Genomic DNA, 20,999 nt, shown 5'->3' on the forward strand with positions numbered 1-20,999 from the left:
AAAATAGGCATTCGCCTAAAAGGTTATCAAAACATATTTTATTTAAATAATGATGACCGTTAAAGTAAACAATCAATCCAGAGAAATTTCAGAAAACACTTCTGTTGCTCGTTTGTTACAACAACTCGAACAACCAGAAAATGGAATTGCTGTAGCTATCAATCAACTAATTATCACCAAAACAGATTGGACAACTAAAGTCATCAATCTAAATGATGATATTTTAATTATTCAAGCCACACAAGGAGGCTAATCAGTTACAAATTTAAAAATTAAACGTAGCTACGATAAGTCCTTATACTTTCTACCTACTACCAAATACCATAAAGAAATGAAAAACAAAGACACTGCACCAAAGCAAGACGGAATTACAAGAAATCCTTTTCCGAATTCAACAAAAATTTACGTAGAAGGAAAAATTCATCCACAAATTAAAGTGGCTATGCGTGAAATTTCTTTAAGCGACACAACAGATTCGATGACGAAAAAGAAAACTCCTAACGAGCCTGTAACCGTGTATGATACTTCTGGACCTTATACAGATCCTAATAAAGAAATTAACATTCATGCAGGAATCGAAAGAATTCGTGAAAGTTGGATTAAAGATCGTGGAGATGTAGAGGAATTAGATGCTTTTTCATCAGAATACTGTAACGAGCGTTTAAACGATAAGAGTTTAGACCACATGCGTTTTGACTTAAAACACAAACCAAAGCGAGCAAAAAAAGGACAAAATGTGACACAGTTACACTACGCTAAGAAAGGAATCATCACTCCAGAAATGGAATACATCGCGATTCGTGAAAATCAGCGAATTGATGAGATGACTGAAATTAGAAAGCAACACAAAGGAGAGCACTTTGGAGCTTCTATTCCAGACAAAATTACACCAGAATTTGTTCGTAGTGAAGTTGCTAGAGGACGTGCAGTAATCCCTTCTAACATCAACCACCCAGAAGCAGAACCTATGATTTTAGGTAGAAACTTCTTAGTAAAAATAAACGCAAACATTGGTAACTCTGCCGTAACGTCATCTATTGAAGAAGAAGTTGAAAAAGCTGTTTGGGCGTGTCGTTGGGGAGCAGATAACATTATGGATTTATCTACAGGAGAAAACATTCACGAAACTCGTGAGTGGATTGTACGTAACTCTCCAGTACCTATCGGAACTGTACCTATTTACCAAGCGTTAGAAAAAGTAAACGGAGTTGCTGAGGATTTAACTTGGGAAATTTTCCGTGATACATTAATTGAGCAAGCAGAACAAGGAGTAGATTACTTTACCATTCACGCAGGTGTCTTGTTACGTTATGTACCAATGACCGCTAAGCGTGTAACAGGTATCGTTTCTCGTGGAGGTTCTATCATGGCAAAATGGTGTTTAGCACATCATAAAGAAAGTTTCTTATACACACACTTCGAGGAGATTTGTGAAATCTTAAAATCTTATGATGTTGCTTTCTCTTTAGGAGATGGATTACGTCCAGGTTCTGTAGCAGATGCAAATGATGAAGCTCAGTTTGCCGAGTTAGAAACCTTAGGAGAGTTAACACAAATTGCTCGTAAGCACGAGGTACAGTGTTTTATTGAAGGACCAGGTCACGTGCCAATGCACATGATTAAAGAAAACATGGAAAAGCAAATAGACGTTTGTGACGAGGCACCTTTCTATACATTAGGGCCTTTAACTACAGATATCGCTCCTGGTTACGACCACATTACTTCAGGTATTGGAGCAGCCATGATTGGTTGGTTTGGTTGTGCAATGTTATGTTATGTAACTCCAAAAGAACATTTAGGATTGCCTAATAAAGAAGATGTACGTGTTGGTGTGGTTACGTATAAATTAGCTGCCCACGCTGCAGATTTAGCCAAAGGACATCCTGGTTCTCAACACAGAGACAATGCCTTGAGTATGGCTCGTTTTGAGTTCCGTTGGGAAGATCAGTTCAACTTAGGATTAGACCCTGAGCGTGCTTTAGAATATCATGATGAAACCTTACCAGCAGACGGTGCTAAAGTAGCACACTTCTGTTCTATGTGTGGACCAAAATTCTGTTCTATGAAAATTTCTCAGGAAGTTCGTGACTTTGCTGCAGAAAATGATATTGTAGACAATGAAGTAATTGCAAAAGGATTCGAAGAGAAATCTCAAGAATTTAAAGATAAAGGTTCAGAGGTATATCTATAATATAAGTCGGGAGTTGCTTTAGATGGACATCGAGCGAAGTCGAGATGCCCATCTAAAGCCGGGCTTTCGGTACTCGCTTTTTAAAACGAATATCTCGACTCCGCTCGATCAACGTTTTAAAAGAGCTCAAACAAAACCTCAATCCCTAACTCAACAAATGTCAGTTCGAGTGATTTTGAGGAACGAAAAATTGTATCGAGAACTTCTCGATACTAATTTTTACTCATTTCAATCGTAAAATTCACTCGAAATGACAAATTATAAGTAAAAATGATAGTACTAATAGCACCTGAAAAAGACATTCCAAACGAAATAGAGATATTACATCAGTTATTTAAAGAAGGTTTAGAATATTATCATTTAAGAAAGCCTAACAAAAATTACGAGGAACATTGTGAGTATTTAAATCTGATCGATAAAAAATACCACAACAGAATTGTAGTTCATTATTTTCATGAATTGATTAACGAATACAATTTAAAAGGAATTCATTTTCAAGAACAAAAACGAAAAGATCATCTAGACATTCCTACCGATTATTTTGTAAAACTGAATAACATGTTTGGAAAAACCATTAGTTCTTCATTTCATGAACCTGAAGAATTGGAGAATTGTACATTCGAGTTTGACTATCATTTATTAAGTCCTGTTTTTTCGTCCATCTCTAAACAAGGTTATAATGGTCGTGGTTTTAATGTCAACCATATTGACAAAACAATTGTGGGTATGGGTGGAGTTACAACCACCAATTTAGCTGAATTTGACAAACTTGGTTTTAAAGGTGTAGGTGTTTTAGGAGGTGTTTGGAATAGTGAAAATCCTATAGAAGATTTTAAAAAAATGAAAAGTCATTTTAACTAAAAGGTTCTCCATACAAATTTCACTCATTACAATCGTGAAATTTACTCGAACTGACTAGTAGTGATTTTAACAAAGAATATTTAAAGTCACTTCGAGTGATTTTGAGGAACGAAAAATTATATCGAGAAGTTCTCGATACATTTTAATTCGTAACCTCATTAAAACACTCGAACAGACAAAAAACACAAAATGCAAAACGATAAAAACTACATATTAACTATTGCAGGATTTGATCCAAGTAGCGGTGCTGGAATTACATCCGACATCAAAACCATAGAAGCTCATAATTGTTATGGTTTGTCTGTTTGCACAGCAGTTACTGTTCAGAATGATATCGCTTTTAAAAATTGTGTTTGGATAAACCCAACCATTATTATTTCTCAAATAGAAACCTTATTTGAACGTTTTGAAATCAATATTGTTAAAATTGGAATTGTTGAAAGTTGGGAGACATTGTCTCTTATCTTAGACAAACTGCACGAATTAAATTCCGAAATAAAAGTTGTTTTAGACCCTATTTTTAAAGCCAGTGCTGGTTTTGATTTTCATACCAAAGAGCATCAAAATTTATTAGATAAAATATGGAAACAATGTTTTATCATCACTCCAAATTATGATGAAATCCAAAGTATTTATCCTGAATTAGATATTGAAGAAACTATTGAACATATTTCTAGCTTCACCAATATCTACTTAAAAGGAGGACACAGAACAGACAAAAAAGGTTGGGACGAATTGTATCATAGCGGAATTGTTATGGTAAACATTCCTCCAAACGTAGAAAAAGTTTCAGAAAAACACGGAAGCGGTTGTGTATTATCTTCTTCATTAGCCTGTAACTTAACTCTTGACTTAGAATTAGATGACGTTGCTAAAAATGCAAAATATTATACAGAGGAATTTTTAAATAGTAACGAATCTTTGTTGGGAACGCATACTCAAATTCCAAAAAAAGAAACCCCGAATAAGGAAGAAGAAGTTGACGAAATTGATGATATGTTAAATTTCAATAAAACATATTCTAATCTTTAATTTCTTAACTCATTAAATTCTTAACTACTAAATTCTTAAAACATGATCATTAACAAACTACATTATATATCTCAAGGAGCTACTCCTAAAGAACACATAGAAAACATTCAACAAGCTTGTTTATCTGGAGCTGAATTGATTCAGTTACGTTTAAAAAATTTATCAGAAAAAAAGATTTTAAAAATAGCTCTAGAAGCTAGAGAAATAACAAATCAATTTCAGACAAGATTAATTATAAACGATTATTATAAAATAGCAAAAGAAGTAAAAGCTGATGGTGTTCATTTAGGAAAAACAGATACTTGCCCTACTGAAGCTAGAAAACATCTATACACTTGGCAAATTATTGGAGGTACTGCAAACACTTTAGAAGATTGCAAAACTTTGATTAGTAAAGAGGTAGATTATATTGGTTTGGGACCTTTTAGATTTACTACCACTAAAGACAATTTAAGTCCTGTTTTAGGCTTGGAGGGTTACACTGTAATTTTAGAAGAATTAAAGACCGATACTCCCATTATTGCTATTGGGGGAATTACAGTAGAAGATGTAAAAGCTATTTTAAAAACTGGAGTTTCTGGAATTGCTATATCAGGAGAAATTACTAAAGATTTTAATAAAATTAGAACTTTTCATCAACTCCTAGAAGCAGGAAGTAGCGAAGAACAAAAATATAAAATTTAAAAAATAGAAGTTAAAGCTTCCTTTGGAAGCAGGAGTTAAGGAGGTAACTACTAAAACCGTCCTATTCTTAACTACTTCAATTCTTAACTACTTAACTATTTATACAAAATGAACGATATATTAAAAATAGCAGATAAAGAATTTAGCTCTAGATTATTTACTGGAACAGGAAAATTTAGCTCTAACCAATTGATGTCTCAAGCATTAATTGCAAGTGAAAGCGAATTGATTACTGTAGCATTAAAACGTGTAGACGTAGACAACGAACAAGATAGAATGTTGCAAAGCATTATGAGACCCAACGTAAATTTATTACCAAACACATCGGGAGTAAGAAATGCGAAAGAAGCTGTTTTTGCAGCTCAATTGGCTCGTGAAGCTCTAGAAACCAATTGGATTAAGTTAGAAATTCATCCAGATCCAAAATATTTATTACCAGATCCTATTGAGACTTTAAAAGCCGCAGAAGAATTGGTGAAATTAGGTTTTGTGGTGATGCCTTATATTCATGCAGACCCTGTTTTATGTAAAAGATTAGAAGATGTAGGAACGCAATGTGTAATGCCTTTGGGAGCTCCTATTGGGACCAACAAAGGAATTAAAACTGTAGATTTTCTAGAAATTATTATAGAGCAAAGTAATGTTCCTGTAATTGTAGATGCTGGAATAGGTAGTCCATCTCACGCTGCATATGCTATGGAATTAGGGGCAGATGCAGTTTTGGTAAACACCGCTATTGCAGTTTCTCAAAACCCTATAGAAATGGCTAAAGCGTTTAAAATGGCCGTAGAAGCTGGTAGAATGGCTTTTAACGCAAAATTAGCTACTATAAAAAAACACGCAGAAGCGAGTAGTCCATTAACGAGTTTTTTAAATTAGTTATAACAATGTCACTTCGAGTAATTTTTGAAATGATAATTGAGAAAATTGTATCGAGAAGTTAACTCAAATAAGTTCTCGATACTTTTTAATTCGCTACCTCATTAAAACACTCGAACTGACATAAGAATACACACAATGAACAACACCTTTCAAAATTTATTTGACACTTATAACTGGGATGAAACTTTAGCGAGTATCAACTCAAAAACAACGCAAGATGTTGAATATGCACTTTCTAAAAACAAGAGGGATTTAGAGGATTTTAAAGCATTGGTTTCTCCTGCAGCCGCTCCTTATTTAGAGCAAATGGCACAGTTGAGTATGGCCACTACAAAAAAACGTTTTGGAAATACCATACAAATGTATGTACCCATGTACTTGTCTAACGAATGTCAGAATATTTGTACCTATTGTGGTTTTAGCATGACAAATAAAATTCCGCGAAGAACTTTAACCGATGCCGAAATTTTAAAAGAAGTAGCATTTCTTAAAAAGAAAGGATACGATCATATATTATTGGTTACTGGGGAAGCAAACAAAACTGTTGGAGTACCGTACATCAAACATGCTATGGAGTTGATTAAAGATCAGTTTTCTAACATTACTATAGAAGTACAACCTTTAGATCAAAATGAATATGAAGAGTTAATTGAAGCCAATTTGTATGCGGTTTTGGTCTATCAAGAAACCTATCATAGAGATGAATATAAAAAACACCATCCTAAAGGAAAAAAATCAAATTTTGATTATAGATTAGATACTGCAGATAGATTAGGAAAAGCTGGAGTTCATAAAATAGGGATTGGAGCTTTGTTTGGTTTAGAAGACTGGAGAGCCGATAGCTTTTTTACAGCTTTGCATTTAAAATATTTACAAAAAACATATTGGAAAACTAAATATTCTATTTCTTTCCCAAGATTAAGACCGCATTCTGGTGGATTAGAACCCAAAGTGGAAATGACCGATAAAGATTTGGTACAAACTATTTGTGCATTTAGATTGTTAGATGAAGATGTAGAATTGTCTATGAGTACTCGCGAAAGTGAAACTTTTAGAAACAACATTGTACATTTAGGAATTACTTCTTTAAGTGCCGAATCTAAAACAAATCCTGGAGGTTATGTAGTAGAACCACAATCTTTAGAACAGTTTGAAATATCTGATGAAAGACCTACCGAAGAGATTGCAGAAATGTTATCTTCTCAAGGATTAGAACCTGTGTGGAAAGATTGGGAAGCGTTTCAATAAATAAATTTATCCATGAAAATATCTGTAGAACTTACGTTAACTCCTTTGCAAAACGAGTTTGAACAACCTATTATTGATTTCATCATCAAATTAAGAAAATCTGGATTAACCGTTCTTGAAAATCCTTTAAGCACACAAGTATATGGGGATTACGACAAAGTAATGGAATTGATAACTGCTGAACTTAAGAACACTTTTAAGTTGATTGACAATGGAATATTATTTATGAAAATTGTAAAATCTGATCGTAGCGACTATGAACCATTTTTTTAATTTCTTATTTAGTCAATACGCAGACTATCAAACACTAGACATTAGTTTAGAAATTATTGCTGTGTTTTTTGGTTTGACATCTGTAGTATTCTCTAAAAAAAATCATCTATATGTATTTCCTACAGGGATGATTAGTACTGCTATTTTTGTCTATTTACTTTTTAAATGGCAACTTTTGGGAGATATGTTAATCAACGCTTATTACTTTATTATGAGTATTTACGGTTGGTATATTTGGTCGTACAAAAGTAATACGAGTGATGAAACTCCAATTTCTAGAACAACCTCTCTAGAAAAAAAGAAAAGTATCGTTATCTTTTTGGCTACCTTGGTATTTGTGTTTACAGTTTACACTGTTTTTAACAAATGGACTCATTGGACTGCTTATGTAGATACGGTTACTACCGCTATCTTTTTTGTGGGAATGTGGTTAATGGCCAAAAGAAAAATTGAAAATTGGATCTATTGGATTGTTGGAGATCTAATTTCTATTCCACTCTATTTTTACAAAGGATTTACATTTACAAGCTTTCAGTATTTAATATTTACACTACTTGCTATTTCAGGATATTTAACATGGAAAAAACACTTGAACAACAGCCATCAGACCTTATAAAAATTGTTTTGTTTGGACCAGAAAGTACCGGAAAAACAACTTTGTCTAGACAATTATCTGCCTACTACAAAACAAATTGGGTACCTGAATTTAGCAGAGATTATCTACAAGAAAAATGGGATAATGATAAACAAATCTGTGAACTCAAAGACATCATTCCTATTGCTAAAGGTCAAATAGCTTTAGAAAACAAACTGGCTTTAACCGCTAATAAAGTATTAATTTGTGATACGGATTTGTTAGAAACAAAAGTATACAGTCAGCAATACTACAACGGAATTTCTGATCCTAAACTTGATCTAGCCGTAGCAAAAAACAAATACGATTTGTATTTATTAACCTACATAGACACTCCTTGGGAAGCAGACGATTTGCGTGACAAACCCAATGAAAGAGAAGAAATGTTCAGTGCATTTGAACAAGCTTTAATTATACACAAAAAACCTTATCTAACCTTAAAAGGTGACAAAGAAACTCGTTTAAAAACAGCTATAAACGCTATAAACAAACTATTGTTAGCTAAATAAAATTGAACGGTTTTGTTTCGTTTATCCAAATTTACATTTTAACTTTGTAGTGTCTCATAAAGGGGTGCCTATTATCGGCTGAGATCATACCCAACGAACCTAGAACAGGTAATGCTGTTTAGGGAAATAAACGGAAAATCTATAGATTTTTCACACTAACTATTATTCAATAATAACAGAATAATTACCTCTTTTTATTCATTTTACTCAAAAAAAATGAATTTAAATCTAATCATCCAAAGGCAAAAAATAAGCGTTTTCTTTTTATTTCTATTGATGGAATTGTCAATACAAGCACAAACTATATTAACGGGTAAAGTTCTAAACCAAAACAAAGAACCTTTGTCTAGAGCTTCTGTTAGCATTAAAGAACTAAACAAAACCACCGTTACAGACAACAACGGAATCTTTGAACTAAACCTAGCAGAAGGAAACTATAGTTTAGAAATTTCTTATGTAGGATACACAACTTTATCAACAACAGCCAATACAAAAGACACCAACCTTATTTTTACCTTACAAGACGAAATGCATCAATTAGAAGAAGTATTCGTTTCTGCCGTAAGAGTAAAAGAAAACACTCCTATCTCTTATTCTAATTTAAATAAAAAAGAAATTGCCAAACGTAATCTAGGACAAGACATTCCTATTTTAATGAACTACATGCCTTCTGTAGTTACCACTTCTGATGCGGGTGCAGGAATAGGATATACCGGTATTCGTGTTCGTGGATCTGATGCCAGCCGTACCAACGTTACTATTAACGGAATTCCTTATAATGATTCCGAAAGTCAAGGTGTGTATTGGGTAAATGTAAATGATATTGCCTCCTCTACACAAAGCATTCAGCTACAACGTGGAGTAGGAACTTCTACCAACGGAGCAGGAGCTTTTGGAGCAAGTTTAAACTTGTTAACAGACAATGGAGCCAATGAGGCTTTTGCAGAAACTTCAGCATCCACAGGATCTTTTAACACGCAAAAAGTAACTGCAAAATTAGGAACAGGTTTGATCAATAATCGTTTTAATTTTACTGCTAGATTGTCTAAAACCACTTCTGATGGATACATAGATAGAGCCTCTTCTGATTTAACTTCTTATTTTTTACAAGGAAGCTATCAATACAAAAACACCTTAATAAAAGCCTTGGTTTTTGGAGGACATGAAATCACTTATCAAGCTTGGAACGGAATTGATGCAGCTACGCTAAAAACGGATCGTACTTTTAATTCTGCTGGAGCAAAATATGATAGCAATTGGAATGTAACTGGTTATTATGATAATGAAGTGGATGATTATGAACAAGATCACATTCAGTTACATTGGAATCAGAAATACAACAACAATTTGTCTTCTAACATTGCTTTGCACTACACTTCTGGAAAAGGATTTTATGAGCAATACAAACAAGGAGCCGATTTTTCTGACTATAACTTAACACCTATTACCATAGAAAACACCACAATTAATACGACAGATTTGGTGAGAAGAAAATGGTTAAACAACGATTTTTATGGAATCACCTACAGTTTAAACTATAAAAAAGAAAACTTAGATTTTCTAGTTGGTGGTGCTTTAAATGAGTACAAAGGAGATCATTTTGGAGAAGTTGTATGGGCTAGAAATGCTTCTGATAATGAAATTAGAGATCGTTATTATGATGACTATGGTGACAAAATTGATTTTAATATGTATGCAAAAGCTACTTATAAATTAAACAATCAATTTTTATTATATGGAGACTTACAATACAGAACCATTAACTACAAAGCCAACGGAGTGCAAGCAACACTTGTAGATGATACGTTTAACTTTTTTAACCCCAAAGCAGGGATTACGTATTTGGCTGATGGGAATAATAGTATATATGCTTCTTATGCTCGTGCCAACAAAGAACCAAACCGTACCGATTATGAAAATGGAAATCCAAAACCAGAACAATTAGATGATTTTGAATTGGGATGGCGTTATAAAACAGGAAAATCTAAAATAAACACCAATTTTTACTACATGTTCTATACAGATCAACTTACGTTAACCGGGCAAGTAGACAATATTGGTTCTCCTATTAGAGCAAACTCAGGAAAAAGTTACCGTTTGGGTATGGAGGTAGATGCTAGTTTTTATATTTCAAAATATTTAACCATTGCTCCAAACATTACGTTGAGCAGAAACAGAAATGTAGATTTTAAAGAAACAGATGGTACAACAATTACTAATTTAGGAGACACAGAAATATCGTATTCTCCAAACATTGTAGCGGGTAATAAAATTGTGGTTACACCTGTGGAAAATTTATACGTTGGTCTTTTGTCAAAATTTGTAGGATCTCAATACATGAGCAATACAGAATTTAAAGATTCTAAATTGAAGCATTATTTTATAAATGATTTAAACATCAATTACAGCATTTATCCAACAGTAACTTTTAAAGAAATTACATTAACAGGGTTGGTCAACAATATTTTTGATGTAGCATACAGCTCTAATGGTTATATGTGGGGAACAACTCCCTACTATTTTGCCCAAGCTGGAACAAACTTTTTGGTAGGAGTTACCTTTAAATTCTAACAAGAAAAATTACTCTGACTAAACTTTAAATGATTTGTACCTTCGCCATAGAACGTTTCATTGTAAATTCAACCAAACTCTTGGTAATTTTTAAGAAAGATGACATTAAATAAGAACGAAAAAATACTATACAGCCGTCACCTCTTATTAAACGAGATAGGATTAGAAGGTCAAGAAAAAATAAAAGCTGCTAAAGTTTTAGTAATTGGAGCTGGTGGATTAGGCTGTCCTATTATTCAGTACTTAACCGCTGCGGGAGTAGGAACTATTGGTGTGGTAGATGGAGATACAGTGGATGTAACCAACTTACAACGTCAGGTATTATTTACGGTAGATGATGTTGGAAAATCCAAAAGCCGTGCAGTAGCCAACAGGATGAAACAATTAAATCCGTACGTTAAATTTAATATCATCAATGCATTTTTATCTTCTGAAAATGCGTTGGATCTTTTTAGCCAATATGATATTATTGTAGATGGTTCCGATAATTTTCAGACAAGGTATTTGTGTAACGATGCTGCTGTTTTGGCTAACAAACCTTTAGTTTTTGGATCTATTTTTAAGTTTGAAGGTCAGGTTTCCGTTTTTAATTATAATAATGGTCCAACCTATAGATGTCTGTATCCTACACCTCCAAAAGAAGGCTCTGTTCCTTCTTGTTCAGAAATTGGAGTGTTGGGTGTGTTACCTGGAATTGTTGGGAACTACCAAGCCAATGAAGTTCTTAAAATTATTTGTGGAATTGGTGAAGTGTTATCAGGAAAATTATTGACCATTAATACGCTAAACAATCAGAGCTTTGTTCTAGGTTTTGAGAAGAATAAAAACATCCATATTACTGAATTAATCGACTACAATTTCTTTTGCGGTGTTGAAGAACTAGAAGGTGAAATTGAATTTTCAGACATTACATCATCTCATCAACTAATTGACATTAGAACTGATATAGAGCGAGAAATTAAAAATATCGGAGGAAAACACATTGCCGAAGTAGACATACGCAACAACCCTAGTTTAGTATCTAAAGACAAAAATATTGTTTTGTATTGCGAAACAGGAAACCGTAGTAAACAATTGATTAAAGATTTAAATTTAAACCTTCAATCCTTAAAAGGTGGAATAAAAAAAGCATCACAATTGTGATGCTTTTTGTTTTATAAATCTGCGATATAATTAAATCCCTCAATTCTATTTTCAACAAATATTTTTTTATCATTAAGAAAACGCTCCAATTCTTTCACTATTTCGGCTTTTCTATCAGCATCATAGTGAACAGCAAATAAATTTTTGTCTCCCTCATCTGTTAGATACTCAACAAAAACTGCATAATACACACAGGTAGTACCAAATTTTCTAGAAAAAGGTTTTGAAGTATTATTTTTCACAGTAGGAGTTCCCCCTGTTCTAATTTTTAACATGTTCTGACTACAGTCAGTGTATATATCATTATATAAAGCTTTTGTTTTATATTCTTCTGTTAAAAAATAACCACTGTACTCTTCAAAATGTCCTACAAAAACAATCTTATTAATTTTACTCCACTCAACAACATTACACCTTTTTAAAGAGGTAACAACATTTACACCTTTATTGTCATAAGACAACAAAGACTTTCCCTTTAATTTAGCAAATAACTTTTTCATACTGCAAATATACACTTTAAAAACTTTCTTATTGACGTATGTTAACTAAACTGTGTGAAAACACCTTTTTTCAACATATATCATTCTATCATTGCTATTTTTTCAAAATAACCCTCACATTCATTTCTTCAACTTTTTTATTAGATAGTTTTGATGGTGATTTAAACAATAAATCTTCTGAACTTCCTGTTTTAGGAAAAGCCATTACTTCACGTATAGAAGCTTTTTTCTCTAAAATCATCATTAATCTATCTACCCCCCAAGCAATACCTCCATGTGGTGGTGCTCCATAATGAAATGCTTCATACATCGTACCAACACTTTTTAACATTTCTTCTTTATTGTAACCCATATTTTTATAGGTTGCTTCTAAAATTTCTGGTTTATGAGCACGAACAGATCCTCCTCCAATTTCGTAACCATTCAGAATTAAATCGTATTGTTGTGCAATAATAGTTCCTATTTCTTCTCCTTCACCATTCATATGTTTATCCAAATCATAAATAGCTGGCATAGAGAATGGGTTGTGTGTAAACGTCCATCTTCCTTCATCTGTTTTTTCAAACATTGGGAAATCTACTACCCAAGCAGGTCTTAATTCCTTAGGATTTATCAATCGTAACATAGCTCCTAATTCTTGACGAACAGCATCTAAAGCTTTGTTAGCTGTTGCATAATCTGCTGCTGAAAAGTAAACTATATCCCCAACTTTTGCTTCACACTTAAGTATGATGTTTTTGGCAATCTCTTCCCCTAAAAACTTGATAATTGGAGATTGCAAATCATTTTCATTTACAATAATATAAGCCAACCCTCCTAACCCATGTTGTTGTGCGGTAGCTGTTAATTTTTCAATCTGTCCTTTAGACATACGTTTCCCACCTTGTTCTTCAGCAGAAACCTTAATACATTTTACAATTCCACCATCTTCAATTGGCTTAGAGAAAACCTGGAAAGTTGTATCTTTTACAATGTCTGTAATATCTTGCATTTGCAATCCAAAACGTAAATCTGGTCTATCACAACCATATTTATCCATAGCATCTTTATAGGTAATCACTTCAAACGGACGTAAAACCCACTTATTCCCATAAATTTTCTTGACGATGGTATTAAACATCTCTGTATTCAAATCTATGATTTGTTGCATAGATGCATATGCCATCTCCATATCTAATTGTGTAAATTCTGGTTGACGATCTCCACGAGAATCTTCATCACGGAAACAACGTGCAATTTGGAAATACTTTTCAAACCCACCAACCATCAACATTTGTTTAAACTGTTGTGGTGCTTGTGGCAAGGTATAAAAAGCTCCTGGTTCTTTACGAGTAGGCACAATAAATTCTCTTGCTCCCTCATCTGTTCCTGCAGTTAAAATAGGAGTTTCTACTTCTAAAAACTCTTGTTCGTCTAACATGTCACGTAGTAATTTAATTACTTTATGACGATTAACAACTGCTTTACGAACGTCTTGATTTCTGTGATCTAAAAACTTGTATTCAAAACGAACTGCTTCATTAGAACGTGTTGCTTTTTTAATTTCAAAAGGCAAGGTTCTAGACAAGTTTAAAATATCTAAATCCGTAGCTTCTAATTCAATCTTACCTGTTCTTAATCCTGCGTTGTAATCATCTTCTCTACGTTGCACAATTTTACCTGTTACAGATATTACAGACTCTGGTTTTAACTTTACCAATTCATCTAAGTTAGGGAATGACTCTCTACTTAAACGAACCTGAATTACTTCGTAAGATGAATCACGTAAATCAATAAACATCAACTCTCCGTGGTCACGAACAGAACTTACCCATCCTGACAACCCAACTGTTTCATCTATAGTTTCCTCAGTGATTTGAGTAATTACATGTGTACGGTATTCATCTTTAATAATGATTGGCACTTTTGGAAGTTCTTCTTTCTTAGTACTCAGTACTGAGTCTTCAGTATTCAGTTCCTCTGGATTTGTCTTTGTACTTTGTACTTTTGACTTTGTACTACCCGATAGGCTTTCTAAAATCAACTCACGAACTACATTTCCTGCAGCTCCTTTCCCAATCTTAGCAATTACTTTTCCTACTAAAACCCCAGCCTTTCCTTTGTTACCTCCTTTAATATCGTTGGCAATCGCTTCGTTTTCTGCAATAGCAGCATTTACAGCTTCTTGAATTTGTGCTGTAGAAATAGTATTGTCTGCAAAATATTTTTTATAGTCAAACTTAGGATCTTTTAACAATTCTTCAATTGCTTTCTGAACCAATACATTGGTTACTTCTCCGTTTTTAAACGCTTTAAAAATGGCTACTAAATCATCAATATTCTGAATTTTATCGTAGTCTTCTGCTTTTAAATTATTGGTTAATGTTTTTGCTACAAAAGCAACATCACCAACAGCATCAATTAAAGTCATTACTACTTTAGAACGCAAAGCATCTGCTGTAAAAAACTTAGCATCTTGCGGTAATACTTTTCCGTCAATCAACTTAGATTCTACATAATATGGCAATACTTTAGGGTCTACAGTAATTCCATCCACTACATTTTTAATGGCTACAAAAGGTAAATCTGGCTCAGAAATAAAACGATAATCTGCATCGTATTCTTTCTTACGCATCACCTTGGTTTGCTTTAAATCAGCATCCCACAAAACCGTAGTTTGATCGGGTCTAAATTCTTTATTTTCTAAAAAGTAATTTAATTGTTTTTCAATTTCTTCCTTTAAAGCTTCTACCATAAACTTAAACGAGTTTAAGTTTTTGATCTCGGTACGAGCATTTAAAACATCAGATCCTTTAACACGTAAAGACACAGATACATCAGACTTAAACTGACCTTTGTCTAAGTTCGCTTCTGAGATCCCTAAGTTTTGTACAATACGCTGAATGTATTGTGCATAGGTAGAAACATCTTCTATGTTACGAATACAAGGTTTGGTTACAATTTCAATTAACGGAACTCCCGCTTTGTTAAAATCTACCAAAGAAATGGTTTTTTCGTGTACCAACTTCGCAGCATCTTCTTCCACATGTACTTGCTCTATTTGTACAGTAAACTGAGAACCATCATTACGATAACAAGACACCTCTCCATCAGGAATGATAGGGTTGTGAAACTGTGTTATCTGAATATTTTTAGGGTTGTCTGGATATTCGTAATGTTTACGATCCCAAGAAATCACCTCATTAGAAAAAGTAGAATTTACCGCTTTTCCAAAGTATATAGCTTTTGTAATAGCCTCTTTGTTAATGGCTGGTAAAACTCCCATTTGACCTGTACACACAGGACATATATTTGTATTTGCTTGCTCACTTTCTTCGTTAGCACACCCACAAAACAATTTAGATTTTGTGTTTAAACGTACATGCGTTTCTATACCTGCAACCAACTCTAGATTATGTTCTTCTAGTAGTCCATTTAATTTATCTAATTCCATTATTGCACTTGGTTTAAGAAGTTTGCAAACTGTAAAATAGTTTGTTCTTTGTTTTTTGCCCCTGTTACTTGAATTCCGGTTTCTGTTCCAAACGGACAAGTTAAGGTTGGTAATTGTCCTAAACTGAAACCTACGGTATAAGCATCAGACAAATACATTGCATGTGGATTGTTTAACACCTCTCCTATTTTGGGTACAGGACCTGGAGTTACAGGTGATAAAATAATATCTACTTTGTTAAAATCAGCTTCAAAAGCTGTTTCTATCTCTTTTCTTAGTTCTTGACCTTTTAAATAAATAGCATCGGAAAATCCTTGAGACAATACTTGATTTCCTCCTACAATTCTACGCTTAGTTTCCTCCGTAAAATTTTCAGAACGAGTTACCATGTAGGTTTCTTTTAAGTTTTTATCTTCAATTCTGTTACCATAATTGGTACCATCTAATCTAGATAAGTTTGATGCCGTTTCTGCCATTGCTAACGTGTAGTAAGTAGAAACTAACGTATCTGCATCAAAAAAGTCTAATTCTTGAACTGTATATCCTGCTGCTTTTACTTTTTCTATCGTCGCTAAAAAATCAGCTTTTATCGTTGGGTCAATCGCATCATTCTCAATAAAGTTTTTAAAGTAACCTACTTTAATTCCTTCTGGTGTTGATGAAATTACCTCAGCTTTTATTTCTTCTGATGTAATTGAGGTTTGATCTTTTCCATCTTTCCCACTAATTACATTCATAATAATCGCAATATCTTCAATAGATTTTGCCAAAGGCCCAACCGTATCTGTAGACGATGCGTAAGCCATTTGTCCGTAACGAGAAACACGTCCGTACGTTGGTTTTAATCCATAAATTTTATTGTAACCTGCTGGCTGACGAATAGAACCTCCTGTATCTCCACCAATAGAAAACACGGTATAATCTGCTGCTACGTTTACTGCAGAACCTCCAGAAGAACCTCCTGCAACCAAACTAGTATCAACAGCATTTTTCACACTTCCAAAAACCGTATTTTCAGAAGAAGAACCATGACCAAAACTATCACAGTTTTCTTTAGCCATAGGAATTGCTCCAGCATCTAACAACTTCTGAATAGCCGTTGCCGTATATGCAGATTTATAATTTTTCAACAAATCTGAACTTGCCGATGTACAGGTTCCTTGTACCATATACACATCTTTAATTCCAAACGGAATTCCTTCTAACAATCCAATTTCTTCTCCGTTTGCAATTTTAGCGTCTACTTTTGTAGCAGCTTCTAAAGCCAACACATCTAAAACCGTATTTACAGAGTTGTATTTATTTTCTTTTAACAAGGCTAACTTTTCTTGTACCAAAGCAGTACAAGTATATTTTTTAGCAATCAAGTCTTGATGTATTCTTTTTATCTCGCTCATTTCTATGAGATTTAAACCTTCCAGATACTAAATTCTAAATCTTAGATTTTTGAATTATTAACGACCTAAATGGCATTAAAATTATTATCCTTCAATTACTTTAGACACCACTAAGTACCCATCTTTCTCTTTCGGAAAGTTTTCTATAATGATCTGTTTGGTGATTTCTGAACTATTTTCAACAACATCTGCACGTAAATCGTCTATAGACACGGCATTCTCTGCATTTTGATTTGAGGAATTCTGATTGATTTCAGCATTTTTAATTACGTCAAACAACTTATCCACCGCCTCAGAAGACTTAGCTCCTTTGATGCTAGACAAGATGTCTACAGGCATTATTTTACTCATTGTGTTCTTTTTTAAATTCAGACTTCAAGTTTGCGAAAATACAAAAGTTTTAACGGAGTAAAAAGCTTTGAAAGTCTAAACTTTAGACTGCTTTTTATCCCTAAAAAAAACAGCCAAATTCTTCTTAAAGAATCTGGCTGTTTTCACGAACAACTAATAAAAAAACAACTATTATCTAATGGTAATCTGATACTGCAATACCGCCATCCCTTTTCTATCTATTTCTTTTAAACTTGCACTATCAAAAACAGGTCTGTATTGATAGCCTAAACTTAATTTATTACTATGTCCCATTCCGTTTAGAAAAACATTTACCGTAAAATCGTATACAACCATTGCTTGGTTTAAAGCATCATAGTCTGAATATTGAACAGCAACATTGGGTTGTGCTACTATTTCTTTATTAATAGGAAATGCGTATCCAAACTGAGTAAACAGTGTCGCTCCTGTACCTATCATAGGAAATCCATTTCCATCACCATTGTATGTGGTTCCAGACCCACTATCAAACATAGAACCGTTAGCATCTACATTTCTGATATAATTTTTTCCAAAATCTAAATTGTAATACCCCAAATAAGCAGTAATTCCATGATCTGCCTCTAAAGGCAAACTTAGGAATGAATCTATCGCCCAAGCTTTCATATCATACAAATTAGTGGTTGATAATAACGCATCTCCATCAGCAAATGCTTTTTCTTGAAACTGACCTCCCAAACCAATATTAAACACTTTTTTTGTATTAATATATGTTCCTGTTTGATAAGATGATTTGTTTGATTCTTCTTCAAAAAACTGATACTTTACATAAGAAGACACTCTTTTTCGAGGTCTATTATTGGCAAAATCTACACTCCCGTTAGGGGCATTTGTTATAGATATTGGATTTGAAACAACCAAACGGTAATCAAACTTAGCTGCCTTACCTTTAATCCAAACACTTAGATTACGTCCTAAATCATCATTTTTATTTACTGTATTTAAGGAAAATAATGGAGAGTCTAACCCCATTAAAGATTTTGACGAACGTACATTCCATCTATTCAACCCTTGCCAACCAGACTTTCCCATTCCTACCTCTATCTTTTTAGAAAAAGAGTATTCTGCATACAAATCTAGAACCTGTAATGGAAAGTTTTTAGACTTATGGTTAAAATTATTTCCTCCAAACAATGCATATGCATATATTTTTGGTGTTATTTGAGAAGAAACAGGAATCCTTAATCTTCTTACAGAAACATCTGTATAACTATCTGTTTTTTCTCCATTTAATGTAGTTCCCTCATTTAAATCTGAATACCTAGCCCAAAACTGTGTGGTAATAGACCAATTTACTTTAGGTGGTTTACTTTCGCTTTTTTGTGCAAACCCCATCACAGTTAATAAACTTACTACTATCCCTAATTGAATTCTCATTCTTATTTCTTTTTAAAATTTAAGTCCGCTAACTTACACAAAAACTAAAGTTCCGTATTTACACTTAGCTACCTCCCTTACGTTTACTTAAATTAATCCTAGTAACTGAAACCCTAAGATTACCAACACTACAATGATAGGCCCCAACAATCCAGCAATTAACCCTCCAAATCTAAAGTCCTTTTGCGTTATTAACCCTGTACTAAATGCAATAGCATTTGGTGGTGTAGAAATTGGAAAAAACAAAGCTGTTGATGCACTAAACCCAATAACCAATGGTAAAATAATAGGATTGTCTGTTGCCAAAATAATAGCAATTGGAATTAAAATAGTAGTGGTTGCTGTATTACTCATAAAGTTTGATAACACTACAGTAATTAGAGCAAAAACACCAATCATTACATAACCGTTTAAGCTATATTCATTTAACAACCCAACATAATAAGCAGCCAAACCTGTTTCTTTAATAGCCAACCCTAAAGACAAACCTCCTGCTACCAACATTAAGGTATCCCAAGGTAATTTTCTAACATCTTCTGAATTTACAATTCTAAACATTGTTAACAACATGATAGGCAACATAGAAACTGTAGAAGCTGATATTCCATGAATTTTACCTGTTAACCACAACAACATGGTTACAATTAAAACTCCTAATACAAATTTCTTTTTCATTACAAAGATTTTCTCTGTAGATCCTTCTTCTGGCTCACCCTCACTTAAAAAACCTAAATCGATAGTAGACACTTTGGGAATAAATTTACTAATCATAATAAACCAGAAAATCAAAACCAAAACAATGGCAGTAGGAAAACCAATCATCATCCACTCTAAAAACCCGAATTTAATTCCGTTTTGCAACAACCCATCCACAGCAACTGCATTAGGTGGAGAACCTATAATAGTTCCCATACCCCCTAAAGAAGCGGCAGCAGGAATACCAATTAGCAATGCTTTTGTAATTTTAGCATCTTTTGGCAATGTTTTTAAGAAAGGCAACACGGCAGCAATCATCATTGCTGTGGTAGCTGTGTTACTCATAATCATAGAGAAAATAGCAGTTACCAACATAATCCCTAACAACACATATCTTGGTTTTGTACCAAATCTTTTAATAGTTAGCTTAAAAATAGTTCTATCTAAACCTACTTTCTGCATTGCTTCGGCCATAAAAAAACCACCTAGCATTAGCCATATTACAGAGTTAGACCATGTTTGCACATATTTTTGTACTATTTTATTAGAGGTTGTTGGGTCTATATCATGATAATGTTTTCCGAGTGCAAAGACCAGAAACCCAAAAATAAAGAGACCTACTGTAAAAGGTGGAATTGCTTCTGTTACCCATAAACAAACGGATAAGATTAATAAAAATAATACATAAACTTGTGGAGTATCTAACGCAGGAGATTGTAATAAATAAGTTCCTCCAAAGGCTATAATGATACTTCCTAAAAAATTAATAATTCGACTTTGAAAACTCACCATATCTTGAATTCTCGAATATTGTCTTATGGATGCTGATCTTGAATCTGACATTATTATAGTTGTTTTAGTTTGATGGTATAAAATTCTATAGAATATGAAAAACAATATATGACTTTGGTCATAAACACTCATTTTTAAAGATAATTTAATATTAAGCCTACATGCCAATTTATATTTCAATACATTGTAAAATCGACACACTATTTTTAATAAAAAGGCTTTTTTACAATCAAAATCAATTTTAATTACTTCTAAAAAAGAAATCACTATTGCATATTTTGCGTTTTCACACTCTAAAAAAATCCTTTTTAAGACAACATCTGTTTCTTTTTGAAAAAAATCTGTTTTAAAAAACACCAAATCAATCAGGAACTAATTTTTAAGTG

Annotated in this window: 18 protein-coding genes; 12 read left to right on the forward strand and 6 right to left on the reverse strand. The window is 33.3% G+C overall.

The window, feature by feature from the left end; translation table 11 throughout:
* Nucleotides 1-49 precede the first annotated feature (49 nt).
* The 12 genes from thiS (at nt 50) to FHR24_RS00345 (ending at nt 12,028) form a co-directional block, all read left to right on the forward strand.
* The gene (gene thiS / locus FHR24_RS00290; protein WP_167182174.1) at nt 50-253 is read left to right on the forward strand and encodes a sulfur carrier protein ThiS; all 204 of its coding nucleotides are present in this window, start codon (nt 50-52) and stop codon (nt 251-253) included.
* A gap of 78 nt (nt 254-331) precedes the next feature.
* Complete coding sequence (gene thiC / locus FHR24_RS00295) at nt 332-2,191, forward strand: phosphomethylpyrimidine synthase ThiC (protein ID WP_167182177.1); 1,860 nt, start codon at nt 332-334, stop codon at nt 2,189-2,191.
* A 270-nt stretch (nt 2,192-2,461) separates the two neighbouring features.
* Nucleotides 2,462-3,052 (forward strand): thiamine phosphate synthase, encoded by a 591-nt coding sequence (locus tag FHR24_RS00300; protein ID WP_167182180.1) that lies wholly within the window; start codon nt 2,462-2,464, stop codon nt 3,050-3,052.
* Between the two features lie 189 nt (nt 3,053-3,241).
* Entirely contained in the window at nt 3,242-4,084 is an 843-nt protein-coding gene (locus FHR24_RS00305) for a hydroxymethylpyrimidine/phosphomethylpyrimidine kinase (protein WP_167182183.1), read from the forward strand.
* 42 nt (nt 4,085-4,126) lie between these two features.
* Nucleotides 4,127-4,768 (forward strand): thiamine phosphate synthase, encoded by a 642-nt coding sequence (gene thiE, locus FHR24_RS00310; protein WP_167182186.1) that lies wholly within the window; start codon nt 4,127-4,129, stop codon nt 4,766-4,768.
* 108 nt (nt 4,769-4,876) lie between these two features.
* Entirely contained in the window at nt 4,877-5,647 is a 771-nt protein-coding gene (locus tag FHR24_RS00315) for a thiazole synthase (protein WP_167182189.1), read from the forward strand.
* 138 nt (nt 5,648-5,785) lie between these two features.
* Nucleotides 5,786-6,898 carry a 2-iminoacetate synthase ThiH gene (gene thiH, locus FHR24_RS00320; protein WP_167182192.1) on the forward strand — a complete coding sequence of 371 codons (1,113 nt, stop codon included), beginning with the start codon at nt 5,786-5,788 and terminating at the stop codon, nt 6,896-6,898.
* A gap of 12 nt (nt 6,899-6,910) precedes the next feature.
* Nucleotides 6,911-7,171 (forward strand): hypothetical protein, encoded by a 261-nt coding sequence (locus FHR24_RS00325; RefSeq protein ID WP_167182195.1) that lies wholly within the window; start codon nt 6,911-6,913, stop codon nt 7,169-7,171.
* Nucleotides 7,155-7,787 (forward strand): nicotinamide riboside transporter PnuC, encoded by a 633-nt coding sequence (pnuC, locus tag FHR24_RS00330; protein ID WP_167182198.1) that lies wholly within the window; start codon nt 7,155-7,157, stop codon nt 7,785-7,787. Before FHR24_RS00325 ends, pnuC begins: the two co-directional genes overlap by 17 nt.
* The gene (locus tag FHR24_RS00335) at nt 7,748-8,314 is read left to right on the forward strand and encodes an AAA family ATPase (RefSeq protein WP_167182201.1); all 567 of its coding nucleotides are present in this window, start codon (nt 7,748-7,750) and stop codon (nt 8,312-8,314) included. The genes pnuC and FHR24_RS00335 overlap by 40 nt, the downstream gene beginning before the upstream one ends.
* Before the next feature lie 216 nt (nt 8,315-8,530).
* Complete coding sequence (locus FHR24_RS00340; RefSeq protein WP_208412266.1) at nt 8,531-10,885, forward strand: TonB-dependent receptor; 2,355 nt, start codon at nt 8,531-8,533, stop codon at nt 10,883-10,885.
* Nucleotides 10,886-10,984: 99 nt separating this feature from the next.
* Entirely contained in the window at nt 10,985-12,028 is a 1,044-nt protein-coding gene (locus FHR24_RS00345; protein ID WP_167182204.1) for a HesA/MoeB/ThiF family protein, read from the forward strand.
* An 11-nt stretch (nt 12,029-12,039) separates the two neighbouring features.
* Here FHR24_RS00345 and FHR24_RS00350 read toward each other — a convergent pair whose 3' ends face one another.
* The 6 genes from FHR24_RS00350 to FHR24_RS00375 form a co-directional block, all read right to left on the reverse strand.
* Entirely contained in the window at nt 12,040-12,528 is a 489-nt protein-coding gene (locus FHR24_RS00350) for a hypothetical protein (RefSeq protein WP_167182207.1), read from the reverse strand.
* 94 nt (nt 12,529-12,622) lie between these two features.
* A complete protein-coding gene (gene gatB/aspS, locus FHR24_RS00355; RefSeq protein WP_167182210.1) occupies nt 12,623-15,961 on the reverse strand; it encodes a bifunctional amidotransferase subunit GatB/aspartate--tRNA ligase AspS in 3,339 nt (1,112 codons plus the stop codon).
* Complete coding sequence (locus FHR24_RS00360) at nt 15,961-17,358, reverse strand: amidase (protein WP_167182213.1); 1,398 nt, start codon at nt 17,356-17,358, stop codon at nt 15,961-15,963. The genes gatB/aspS and FHR24_RS00360 overlap by 1 nt, the downstream gene beginning before the upstream one ends.
* A gap of 84 nt (nt 17,359-17,442) precedes the next feature.
* Complete coding sequence (locus tag FHR24_RS00365; RefSeq protein ID WP_167182216.1) at nt 17,443-17,709, reverse strand: hypothetical protein; 267 nt, start codon at nt 17,707-17,709, stop codon at nt 17,443-17,445.
* A 171-nt stretch (nt 17,710-17,880) separates the two neighbouring features.
* Entirely contained in the window at nt 17,881-19,125 is a 1,245-nt protein-coding gene (locus FHR24_RS00370) for a porin (protein WP_167182219.1), read from the reverse strand.
* Between the two features lie 87 nt (nt 19,126-19,212).
* Entirely contained in the window at nt 19,213-20,664 is a 1,452-nt protein-coding gene (locus FHR24_RS00375) for an SLC13 family permease (protein WP_167182222.1), read from the reverse strand.
* Nucleotides 20,665-20,999 lie beyond the last annotated feature (335 nt).

This window comes from Wenyingzhuangia heitensis (assembly GCF_011762155.1).
Classification (GTDB): domain Bacteria; phylum Bacteroidota; class Bacteroidia; order Flavobacteriales; family Flavobacteriaceae; genus Wenyingzhuangia; species Wenyingzhuangia heitensis.